The following is a 10,010-nucleotide window of genomic DNA, read 5'->3' as shown; positions in this document are numbered from 1 at the left end:
CCCCCCCCCCCCCCCCCCCCCCCCCCCCCCCCCCCCCCCCCCCCCCCCCCCCCCCCCCCCCCACTACTCTGCGTGCTGTTGGGATTTCTGCGGAGCCGGCCAGCGGCCGGCACTACCTGCGTGCTGTTGGGACTTCTGCGGAGCCGGCCAGCGGCCGGCACTACCGGCGTGCTGTTGGGACTTCTGCGGAGCCGGCCAGCGGCCGGCACTACCGGTCATGCGCATCGACCAACGGTCGATGCCTACCGTGGGCCGAGACGTCTTACCCCAACAACGTCTCCAGCACCGCCATGCGCACGGCGACGCCGTTGGCGACCTGGCGCAGCACCCACGACTGCGGGCCATCGGCCACTTCGTCGGTGACTTCCACGCCGCGGTTGATCGGGCCCGGGTGCAACACGGCGGCATCGGTGCCGGCACGCTTCAAGCGCGGGGCATCCAGGCCGTACTGCGCGTGGTACTGCTCCAGCGAGGGCACCAGGCCTTCCTCCATGCGCTCGCGCTGCAGGCGCAGCATCATCAGCGCGTCGGCGCCTTCCAGCATATCGTCGAAATCGTCGCCGACGATGCAGCCCTTGAGGGTGTCATCATCCGGCAGCAGCGACTGCGGGCCGCACACGCGGATCTCGCCGACGCCCAGCGTGCGCAGGGCATGCAGGTCGGTGCGGGCCACGCGCGAGTGCTTCACGTCGCCGACGATGATCACCTTCATCTTCGAGAAATCACTGCCCTTGGCCTGGCGCAGGGTCAGCATGTCCAGCAGGCCCTGGGTGGGGTGCGAACTGCGGCCATCACCGGCGTTGACCAAGGCGGTGCCCTCGCCTGCCGCCGCGGCCAGCGCCGCCACCGCGCCATCATCGGGATGCCGCACCACGAAGCCGCGCACGCCCATCGCCTCCAGGTTCTTCAGCGTGTCGCAGGCGGTCTCGCCCTTGCGGGTGGAGGACGTGGAGGCGTCGAAGTTCAGCACGTCCGCGCCCAAGCGCTGCGCGGCCAGCTGGAACGAGCTGCGGGTGCGCGTGGACGGTTCGAAGAACAGCGTGCAGACCGCCGAGCCACCGAGCACGTGACGCTTGTTGCCGACCCGGCCGACGGCCGCATCGCGGATCTGGCCGGCGCGGTCGAGCAGCTGCAGCAGGGTTTCGCGGGGCAGACCTTCCAGGGTCAGCAGGTGGCGCAGGCGTCCATCGGAATCGAGTTGCGAGGCGGTCATGGGCAGGGTCTGAGGGTCAGGAAACGGGGGTAGCGTCATCCGGGCAGGAGAGCCAGCGTTCGATGATCACCGCCGCGGCCACTGCATCGAGTGCAGCGGCATCGCGGCGGCGTTTGCGGCCTTCGGCGCGCTCGACCGCGAACCGGCGTGCCGCCTCGACCGAGCTGGAACGCTCATCGACCAGCACCACCGGCAGTTTGAAACGTTCCCGCAGCTGGCGGGCAAAGCCCTGCGCACGCTTGCGGTTGGGCTGGTCCTGGCCGTCCAGGGTCAGCGGGTCGCCGACCACCAGGCCGTCCGGCCGCCACTCTTTGATCAGGCGCTCCACCGCGGTCCAGTCCGGGCCGTTGCCGTGGACATCGACCACCGCGATCGCACGCGCATGGGTGCCGAACGAACTGCCGATGGCCACGCCGATGCGGCGCGAACCGACGTCGAAGCCGAGCACCGTGCCATCACGGCGGATGGTCGGCGGCGCGGGCGCGGCGGGCGCTGGCGTGGCCGGCTCAGACATGGCCGCTGTAATCGGTGAGGCGGAACAGGTCCACGCCGATACGTGCCGCCGCACCTTGCCAACGCTGTTCGAACGGGGTGCTGAACAACAGCTCGGCATCGGCCGGCACGGCCAGCCAGCTGTTCTCGGCCAGCTCGGATTCCAGCTGCCCCTCGCTCCAGCCGGCGCAGCCCAGGGTGACCAGCGCGTTGCGCGGGCCCTCGCCACGGGCCATGGCTTCAAGGATGTCGCGCGAGGTGGTGAGGAACACGCCCTCGCCCACGGCCAGGCTGGAATCCCAGCTGCGCGCATCGTCATGGATCACGAAGCCGCGCTCGGGATGCACCGGGCCGCCGTTGAGCACGATCTGGCCAGGCAGTGTGTCGCTGGTGGTGGTGATCTCCATCTGGGCCAGCACTTCGCCGAGGGTGTACTCGGAGGGCTGGTTGACCAGCACGCCCATGGCGCCGTTCTCGTCGTGCTGGCAGATCAGCGCCACGGTACGGGCAAAGGTGGGGTCGGTCAGCGACGGCAGCGCGACCAGCAGGTGGTGGGCAAGCGAAGTGGACAGTTCAGACATGGCCCCATTCTAGCCGCTGGCCGTGATGTGCGCTTTCGCGCTGACATAATGCAGGCCTGCACGCGTGCCCCGGCCCGCATGCCTGATCCGCCATCGCAAGGAGCTGCACGTGTCCGGTTACTGCCTCATCGCCCCCGGCCATCCGGTCCACGGCCACTACCATGACCACGAGTACGGCTTCCCGCAGCGCGAGGAGCGCGAACTGTTCGAGCGCCTGATCCTGGAGATCAACCAGGCCGGCCTGAGCTGGGAGACCATCCTGAAGAAGCGCGAGGGCTTCCGCGCGGCCTACGACGGTTTCGACGTGGACACGGTAGCCGCCTATGGCGAGCGCGACATCGAGCGCCTGCTCAACGATGCCCGGATCATCCGCAACCGGCTCAAGGTGCACGCGGCGGTCCACAACGCCCAGGTGATCCAGCAGCTGCGGGCCAGCCACGGCAGTTTCGCCGGTTGGCTGGATGCCCACCATCCGCTGGACAAGGCCGGCTGGGTGAAGCTGTTCAAGAAGACCTTCCGCTTCACCGGCGGGGAGATCACCGGCGAGTTCCTGATGAGCCTGGGCTACCTGCCCGGCGCGCACAGCCCGGACTGCCCGGTGTTCAAGCGCATCGACACGCTCAAGCCGGCTTGGCGCCGGAAGTGACGCACCCCGTCGTGCTGGCTGCGCTGCTCGCTGCCCTGAGCCTGGCCCCGCTGGCTGCAGCAAGCGATCTGGACGGCGTGCTGGAGCGCCTGCGCGCGGAGATCGCCGCAGTGCCCGCCGATGATCCGGCCCCGATCGATACCGTGCTGGCCCGTTACCGCGACGAGACCGGTATCGACCTGCAGATCCCGGTGGCCGGTGACAGTGATGCGCCGCTGCCCGCGCTGGTGCGCCCTGCCAACGTCACCCCGGCGGACTGGGACGCGGTGACCCGCTACCTGCGCGAGACGGATGCCCAGCACACCGTGCCGGTGGAGATGGGCGAGCTGTCGCTCTCCCTGCTCGATCTGGATGGCGACGGCCAGCGTGACCTGGTGCAGAGCGCCTACAGCGGCGGTACCGGCCTGTACACGCAGGTGGACATGCTGCGGCGGAATCCGCTGCGCGGCTTCGTGGTGCCGGACAGCCTGGACCCGCAGCGCCCCTGGGCGCAGGGTCAGTACGGCCTCAGCGGGCGTGGCAGCGATCAGGGCCTTTACTGGCTGCGCATCGACGGGGTCAGCTACATCGCCTACCGCGATGGCGACTACTACGGCGATACCCTGCTGCTGAACCGGCCGTTGTCGGCGGACCCGCGCGAACGCAGTCCGACGACCCGGTTGCAGGTGCGCTACGGCCGCGAGCATCGGCTGGCCGATCCTGCGGTGCATGCCGATGGCGAACCGCTGGACGCGAACGCCACGGCGATCGCGGCCGACCGGCGCCTGCTCAAGCACATTGAGCGCCTGCTGGCCGCGCTGACCCTCGATGGCGACGGCGTGGCGCACTTTGGCGACGCGCAGGCGCGTTGCCCGGTGCCACCCGGCACCGATCCGGGCGAGGCCGAGATCTGGCCGTGGCGCGGCGCCGGCAGCTACACCTTCGATACCGCCGCCGACACCGTGATCCGCTCGGGGAAGCAGTGCTACAGCGCCACGCTCATCGCGCTGCGCAGCAGCTATGCCGGCGACCATGCCCTGTGCTGCCAGCTGTGGTTGTACCGCGGCCCTGGCGAGCAGGTGGCCACGCTGGACCTGCGCAGCCGCCGCTGGGTCTCCGGCGTGACCGTCGTGCCGGTGCCGCCGCAGGGGGAATGACCGGGCGTCAGACGCCCATGTAGCGGCCCGGGCGGTGGTTGAACATCAGCACCAGGCTGAGCACCACCGCACCGATCGCCGAGTACATCACCTTGGATGGGGACAGCACCGAGAACGCCACGCACATCAGCAGCGTGTCGAACGACATCTGTACCTTGCCGGCGCTCCAGCCGCGGGTGCGCTGCAGGTACACCGCCAGGATGCCGATGCCGCCCAGGCTGGCCCGGTGGCGGATGTAGAACAGGATGCCCAGGCCGGCCAGGGCCCCGCCCACGATCGCCGAGTACAGCGAGCTCATGTGGGCGAAATCGGCCCAGCGCGGCAGCAGGTCGGTCAGCACGCCGCAGGCGGTGACCGCCGCGAAGGTCTTCAGGGTGAATTCCCAGCCCATGCGGCGCACGGCCACCCAGTAGAACGGCAGGTTGACCAGGACGAACACCAGGCCGAAGTTCCAGCCGAAGGTGTAGTGGGCCAGGAAGGCCAGCCCGGCCATGCCGCCGATCATCAGCCCGCCCTTGGCGAAGATCGCCAGGCCGAGCGAGGCCACCAGGGTCGCCAGGACCATGCCCTGCACGTCCTCGGCCACCGAATGGCGCAGCGCCTTCTGATCGGCCACGGTGCCGGCACTGTCCGGAGGCGGGGTCAGCGGGCCTGCGGTGACCAGGTGGCCGTCAGCGTCGTCGCACGGCGCGGGGCCATGGGAATCAAGGGACATGGGGGTGGGGGGTGTGACGTGGGGAGCGGTATTAGACACGATCGGCGTGACAGTTGCTGGGGAGATTGATTCAGCGGACTGTTCTTCACGCCCCCGCCTCGTGGCCTTGGGCTGTCTGTGCCCGGCAAGACGCGAACGCACGGCCACCTTTCATGCCGGCTGAACACCCTGTCGACGCAGCATGCACGGGTAGCACCCGCACCGCCCATCCCTCCCCCCAGGAGTTCCGTGCCATGCCCTACGTCACCACCGCCGACAAGACCGAGATCTTCTACAAAGACTGGGGCAAGGGTCAGCCCCTCGTGTTCCATCACGGCTGGCCGCTCAGCGCCGATGACTGGGACACCCAGCTGCAGTTCTTCCTGCTTCAGGGCTATCGCGTGATCGCGCACGACCGCCGCGGCCATGGCCGCTCCTCGCAGACCAGCGGCGGGCATGAGATGGACACCTACGCCGCCGACGTCAACGCGCTGGCCGATCATCTGGACCTGCGCGATGCGATCCACATCGGCCATTCCACCGGCGGTGGCGAAGTCGCGCACTACGTGGCGCAGGCCAAACCCGGGCGCGTCGCCAAGGCCGTGCTGATCGGTGCGGTGCCGCCGATCATGGTCAAGAGCGAGACCAACCCGGGCGGCACGCCGAGGGAGGTCTTCGATGGCTTCCGCCAGGCACTGGTCGCGGGCCGTGCGGCGTTCTACCGCGACGTGCCGATTCCGTTCTACGGCTTCAACCGCGAGGGCACGCCGCCGCAGCAGGGCATCGTCGACAACTGGTGGCGGCAAGGCATGATGGGCGCGATCAACGCGCACTACGATTGCATCAAAGCCTTCTCGGAAACCGACTTCACCGACGACCTGAAAAAGATCGACGTGCCGGTGCTGATCCTGCATGGCGATGACGATCAGATCGTGCCGATCGCGGATTCAGCGGAGCTGGCGATCAAGCTGCTCAAGCACGGCACATTGAAGGTCTACAAAGGCTTTCCGCACGGCATGTGCACGACGCACGCGGACGTGATCAATGCGGATCTGTTGGCCTTCATTCGCGGGTGAGGCGTGTGCCGACCCACGGTCGGCACCTACCCGGGATGCGTTGCACCGGTAGCGCACGACCGTGGGTCGTGCGCTACCACCGCCCCGCTCAGCGCGCGACCAGCTTCTGCCGCTCGGCGCTGTAGCGATCGCCGACGATGGCGACGCTGTCCAGCGCCGCACCGATCTGCTGCAGCTCCGCATCGCTCAACACCACGGCCGCCGCGCCCAGGTTTTCCTTCAGGCGGTGCAGCTTGGTCGTGCCGGGAATCGGCACGATCCACGGCTTGCGCGCCAGCAACCAGGCCAAGGCGATCTGGGCCGGCGTCGCGCCCTTGTCGGCGGCGATTGCGGTGATGCGATCCACCAACGCCTGATTGGCCTGGCGCGCTTCAGCTGCAAACCGCGGCACGCTGTTGCGGAAGTCGTCGGCGGCGAACGCGGTGTCGGCGTTGATCGCGCCGGTCAGGAAGCCCTTGCCGAGCGGACTGAACGGCACAAAGCCAATGGCCAGTTCCTCCAGTACCGGCAGCACGCTCTGCTCCGGCTCACGCCACCACAGCGAGTACTCGCTCTGCAGCGCCGTCACCGGCTGCACGGCGTGCGCACGGCGAATGGCATCGACACCGGCTTCGGACAAGCCGAAGTGCTTCACCTTGCCCTCGGCGATCAGGTCCTTGACCGTGCCGGCCACGTCTTCGATCGGCACGTTCGGGTCCACCCGGTGCTGGTAGAACAGGTCGATGCGGTCGGTCTTCAGGCGCACCAGGCTGGCCTCGGCCACCGCGCGGATACGCGCGGGGCGACTGTCCAGGCCGGCGTCGGCATGGCCATCCTTGAAGCCGAACTTGGTGGCGATCACCAGTTGGTCGCGGAACGGGCCCAGCGCCGCGCCGAGCAGTTCCTCGTTCAAGAAGGGTCCGTAGGCTTCGGCCGTATCGAAGAAGGTCACGCCCTGCTCGACGGCGGCGCGCAGCAGCGCGATCGCCTCGGTGCGGTCGGTGGCCGGCCCATAGCCGTAGCTCAACCCCATGCAGCCCAGGCCGAGGGCCGAAACCCGCAGGCCGCTGCGGCCCAGTTCACGTGTCTGCATGGGGGTACTCCTGCCGGTGGGACCGGCATCATGGGGGACAGCCACGATAGCCCTGTCGGCGGCGAAGATTGGATGCCGCGCAGTGCTGTCGGTGATGAGCGTGGCTCATCAATGCTCACCGATACGCCGGGGCCTACCGTGTGGCGCCCTGCACGAAGGTGCCGACCAATGCGATCAGCAGGAAGAGCCCGCCGAAGATCACCACCAGGATGTGCCACACACCGAAGCGGTCATACGCCCGCATGTCCATGCCCTCGTCGTGGTGGTAGCGGCGCAGCAGGCTGTTGACCGGCAGCAGCGGAACGAAGCTGAACAATGCGAACAGCCACAGGGCGTTGGGAAAGCGGCTGGAGAAATTGAGCAGAAAGTAGGCGACACCGAGCAGCCCCGGTGCGAACGCCAGCGGGCGACGATGATTGCTGGCGGCGTTGCGCAGATCGCTGAAACACAGGAACGACCAGAGCGGCGAGAACAACGCACGCGCCCACGGCCACTGATCGCCGCCGGTTTCACGTTTGATCGCCCGCCAGTTGCGCCAGAACCAGTACACCGGATAGATGCCCAGCGTGGTCAGCGACAACGCCGCGATCTTCAGCGTGGGTGGCGAGTAATACGGTGCGACATCGGTGGCGGCAAAGGTCGCCGCCGGCAGTACGGGAGAAGCCGTCGGCGCGGTCGCCGGCGCGCGATACGGATCGTGCATGTCCATATGCCCATCACCTGATGCGTTGATACCGGCGAGGTGCCGGCGCCCCCTGCAGCCCGGTTGCCCGGGACGGCGCGACTATCGCAGCGTCGCGCCGCCTGTTGAAGCCCCCTGTGTCAGCGGACTTCCGAAATCTCCACCCCGTCCAGGCCCTGCGACAGCGTGCGTGCATCGCCACCCTGCGAGAGCTTGATGCGCAGGCGTACTTCGTTCTGCGAATCGGCGTAGCGCAGTGCGTCTTCGTAACTGATTTCGCCGGCCTGGTACAGCTCGAACAGGCTCTGATCGAAGGTCCGCATGCCAAGCTGCACCGAGTCCTTCATGACTTCCTTGAGCTTGTGGATCTCGCCGTCGCGGATGTAATCCTGCACCAGCGGCGTGCCGAGCATGATCTCCATCGCGACCTTGCGCGATTTGCCATCCGGCGAGGGAATCAGCTGCTGGGCGACCACGCCCTTGAGGTTCAGCGAGAGATCCATCAGCAACTGGTTGCGGCGGTCCTCCGGGAAGAAGTTGATGATGCGATCCATCGCCTGGTTGGCGTTGTTGGCATGCAGCGTGCACAGCACCAGGTGGCCGGTTTCAGCGAAGGCGATGGCGTGGTCCATGCCCTCGCGGGTGCGCACCTCGCCGATCATGATCACGTCCGGCGCCTGGCGCAGGGTGTTCTTCAGCGCCGCCTCCCAGCTGTCGGTATCGATGCCCACTTCGCGCTGGGTGATGATGCAGCCCTCGTGCTTGTGAACGAATTCGATCGGGTCTTCGATGGTGATGATGTGCCCGGTCGAGTTGTGGTTGCGGTAGCCGATCATCGCCGCCAGCGAGGTCGATTTACCGGTACCGGTCGCGCCGACGAACAGGATGATGCCGCGCTTGGTCATCGCCAGCGTCTTGATGATCGGCGGCAGGCTGAGCTCTTCCACGGTGGGAATGCGCGTCTCGATCCGGCGCAGCACCATGCCGACCTGGTTGCGCTGGTAGAAGCAGCTCACGCGGAAGCGGCCGACACCGGACAGGCCGATGGCGAAATTGCATTCGTGGGTCTTTTCAAACTCTTCGCGCTGCGCCGGCGTCATCACGTTCAACACCAGGTCGCGGCTCTGCTGCGGCGTCAACGGTGTCTGGGTGATCGGCGAGATCTTGCCGTTGACCTTGATCGCCGGGGGCATGCCCGCGGTGATGAACAGGTCCGACGCCTTCTGGTGCGCCATCAGCTTGAGGAACGAGGTGAAGTCGATGGTGGTGGTGCTCATCGCGGTGTACTCCGAAGGTTTTCAGGAGCCGGCCAGCGGCCGGCACTACCACTATTCGAAAATCCGCTTGTCCTTGGCGTACTCGCGCGCCTGGTTGCGGGTGATCAGGCTGCGCTTGACCAGATCCTGCAGGTGCTGGTCAAGGGTCATCATGCCCATCTGCTGGCCGGTCTGGATCGCCGAGTACATCTGCGCGACCTTGTCCTCGCGGATCAGGTTGCGGATGGCCGGGGTGCCCACCATGATTTCCCAGGCGGCCGTACGCCCACCCCCCACCTTTTTCAGCAGCGCCTGCGAGATCACCGCGCGCAGCGACTCGGACAGCATCGAGCGCACCATCGGCTTTTCGCCGGCGGGGAACACGTCGATGATGCGGTCGATGGTCTTGGCGGCCGAGCTGGTGTGCAGCGTGCCGAACACCAGATGGCCGGTTTCGGCGGCGGTCAATGCCAGCCGGATGGTTTCCAGATCGCGCAGTTCACCGACCAGGATGATGTCCGGGTCTTCGCGCAGGGCCGAACGCAGCGCTTCGTTGAAGCCGTGCGTGTCGCGATGCACTTCGCGCTGGTTGATCAGGCACTTCTGCGAGGTGTGCACGAATTCGATCGGATCCTCGACGGTGAGGATGTGGCCGTATTCGTTCTTGTTGATGTGGTCGATCATCGCCGCCAGCGTGGTCGACTTGCCCGAACCGGTCGGGCCGGTGACCAGGATCAGGCCCTGCGGCTGATCGATCAGCTCACGGAAGATCGGCGGGCAGGCCAGGTCTTCCAGCGTGAGCACCTCGGAGGGAATGGTACGGAACACCGCACCGGCGCCGCGGTTCTGGTTGAAGGCATTGACTCGGAAGCGCGCCAGCGAGGGAATCTCGAACGAGAAATCGACCTCGAGGAATTCTTCGTAATCGCGGCGCTGCTTGTCCGACATGATGTCGTACACCAGCGCGTGGACCTGCTTGTGGTCCAGGGCCGGAATATTGATGCGACGGACATCGCCGTCAACGCGGATCATCGGCGGCAGGCCGGCCGACAGATGAAGATCCGACGCTTTGTTCTTTACAGAAAACGCCAATAGTTCGGCGATATCCATGCGCTGCTACTCCCCATGACTGCTGCGACTGGAAGGTTCTTTCCCCGGGCGG

11 protein-coding genes are annotated in these 10,010 nt (G+C 67.1%); 3 read left to right on the top strand and 8 right to left on the bottom strand.

The features are described from left to right. Window positions 1–262 precede the first annotated feature (262 nt). The 3 genes from AC06E9_RS19175 to AC06E9_RS19165 are packed head-to-tail and all read right to left on the bottom strand — an operon-like array spanning window position 263 to window position 2,286. Complete coding sequence (locus AC06E9_RS19175; protein WP_478056633.1) at window positions 263–1,213, bottom strand: aspartate carbamoyltransferase catalytic subunit; 951 nt, start codon at window positions 1,211–1,213, stop codon at window positions 263–265. 16 nt (window positions 1,214–1,229) lie between these two features. Next, on the bottom strand, window positions 1,230–1,727 hold the full coding sequence (gene ruvX, locus AC06E9_RS19170; protein ID WP_121043125.1) for a Holliday junction resolvase RuvX: 498 nt from the start codon (window positions 1,725–1,727) through the stop codon (window positions 1,230–1,232). Then, window positions 1,720–2,286, bottom strand: a complete 567-nt coding sequence (locus AC06E9_RS19165) for a YqgE/AlgH family protein (RefSeq protein WP_478050430.1) — start codon at window positions 2,284–2,286, stop codon at window positions 1,720–1,722. The genes ruvX and AC06E9_RS19165 overlap by 8 nt, the downstream gene beginning before the upstream one ends. 109 nt (window positions 2,287–2,395) lie before the next feature. Between AC06E9_RS19165 and AC06E9_RS19160 the strand changes: the two genes are divergently transcribed. Together AC06E9_RS19160 and AC06E9_RS19155 are read left to right on the top strand one after the other, a co-directional pair. Continuing rightward, the gene (locus AC06E9_RS19160; RefSeq protein WP_478056632.1) at window positions 2,396–2,932 is read left to right on the top strand and encodes a DNA-3-methyladenine glycosylase I; all 537 of its coding nucleotides are present in this window, start codon (window positions 2,396–2,398) and stop codon (window positions 2,930–2,932) included. Further along, a complete protein-coding gene (locus AC06E9_RS19155; RefSeq protein WP_478056631.1) occupies window positions 2,929–4,068 on the top strand; it encodes a hypothetical protein in 1,140 nt (379 codons plus the stop codon). Before AC06E9_RS19160 ends, AC06E9_RS19155 begins: the two co-directional genes overlap by 4 nt. A gap of 7 nt (window positions 4,069–4,075) precedes the next feature. On the opposite strand, the gene AC06E9_RS19150 is transcribed toward AC06E9_RS19155, so the two are convergent. Then, entirely contained in the window at window positions 4,076–4,783 is a 708-nt protein-coding gene (locus tag AC06E9_RS19150; protein ID WP_121043117.1) for a YitT family protein, read from the bottom strand. Window positions 4,784–5,016: 233 nt separating this feature from the next. Between AC06E9_RS19150 and AC06E9_RS19145 the strand changes: the two genes are divergently transcribed. After that, window positions 5,017–5,838 (top strand): alpha/beta fold hydrolase, encoded by an 822-nt coding sequence (locus AC06E9_RS19145; RefSeq protein WP_121043114.1) that lies wholly within the window; start codon window positions 5,017–5,019, stop codon window positions 5,836–5,838. Between the two features lie 88 nt (window positions 5,839–5,926). Here the strand turns inward: AC06E9_RS19145 and AC06E9_RS19140 are convergent, their stop codons facing one another. The 4 genes from AC06E9_RS19140 to AC06E9_RS19125 form a co-directional block, all read right to left on the bottom strand. After that, window positions 5,927–6,910: an aldo/keto reductase gene (locus AC06E9_RS19140; protein WP_478056630.1), complete on the bottom strand. Its 984-nt coding sequence runs from the start codon at window positions 6,908–6,910 to the stop codon at window positions 5,927–5,929. Between the two features lie 133 nt (window positions 6,911–7,043). Continuing rightward, a complete protein-coding gene (locus tag AC06E9_RS19135; RefSeq protein WP_282259733.1) occupies window positions 7,044–7,619 on the bottom strand; it encodes a hypothetical protein in 576 nt (191 codons plus the stop codon). Window positions 7,620–7,732: 113 nt separating this feature from the next. Then, window positions 7,733–8,869 carry a PilT/PilU family type 4a pilus ATPase gene (locus AC06E9_RS19130; RefSeq protein ID WP_121043108.1) on the bottom strand — a complete coding sequence of 379 codons (1,137 nt, stop codon included), beginning with the start codon at window positions 8,867–8,869 and terminating at the stop codon, window positions 7,733–7,735. 51 nt (window positions 8,870–8,920) lie between these two features. Then, entirely contained in the window at window positions 8,921–9,958 is a 1,038-nt protein-coding gene (locus tag AC06E9_RS19125) for a type IV pilus twitching motility protein PilT (RefSeq protein WP_019185385.1), read from the bottom strand. Window positions 9,959–10,010 lie beyond the last annotated feature (52 nt).

The sequence above is a fragment of the Stenotrophomonas sp. Steno-Z10-BAI genome, assembly GCF_056393115.1.
Note: the sequence above shows the minus strand (reverse complement) of the source record. Positions and strands in the feature narration are given on the sequence as shown.

Excerpts from the sequence above, each read along its gene's own strand:
- AC06E9_RS19175 (WP_478056633.1), bottom strand. The coding sequence starts at position 1,213 with ATGACCGCCTCGCAACTCGATTCCGATGGACGCCTGCGCCACCTGCTG.
- ruvX (WP_121043125.1), bottom strand. The coding sequence starts at position 1,727 with ATGTCTGAGCCGGCCACGCCAGCGCCCGCCGCGCCCGCGCCGCCGACC.
- AC06E9_RS19165 (WP_478050430.1), bottom strand. The coding sequence starts at position 2,286 with ATGTCTGAACTGTCCACTTCGCTTGCCCACCACCTGCTGGTCGCGCTG.
- AC06E9_RS19150 (WP_121043117.1), bottom strand. The coding sequence starts at position 4,783 with ATGTCCCTTGATTCCCATGGCCCCGCGCCGTGCGACGACGCTGACGGC.
- AC06E9_RS19145 (WP_121043114.1), top strand. The coding sequence starts at position 5,017 with ATGCCCTACGTCACCACCGCCGACAAGACCGAGATCTTCTACAAAGAC.
- AC06E9_RS19140 (WP_478056630.1), bottom strand. The coding sequence starts at position 6,910 with ATGCAGACACGTGAACTGGGCCGCAGCGGCCTGCGGGTTTCGGCCCTC.
- AC06E9_RS19135 (WP_282259733.1), bottom strand. The coding sequence starts at position 7,619 with ATGGACATGCACGATCCGTATCGCGCGCCGGCGACCGCGCCGACGGCT.
- AC06E9_RS19130 (WP_121043108.1), bottom strand. The coding sequence starts at position 8,869 with ATGAGCACCACCACCATCGACTTCACCTCGTTCCTCAAGCTGATGGCG.
- AC06E9_RS19125 (WP_019185385.1), bottom strand. The coding sequence starts at position 9,958 with ATGGATATCGCCGAACTATTGGCGTTTTCTGTAAAGAACAAAGCGTCG.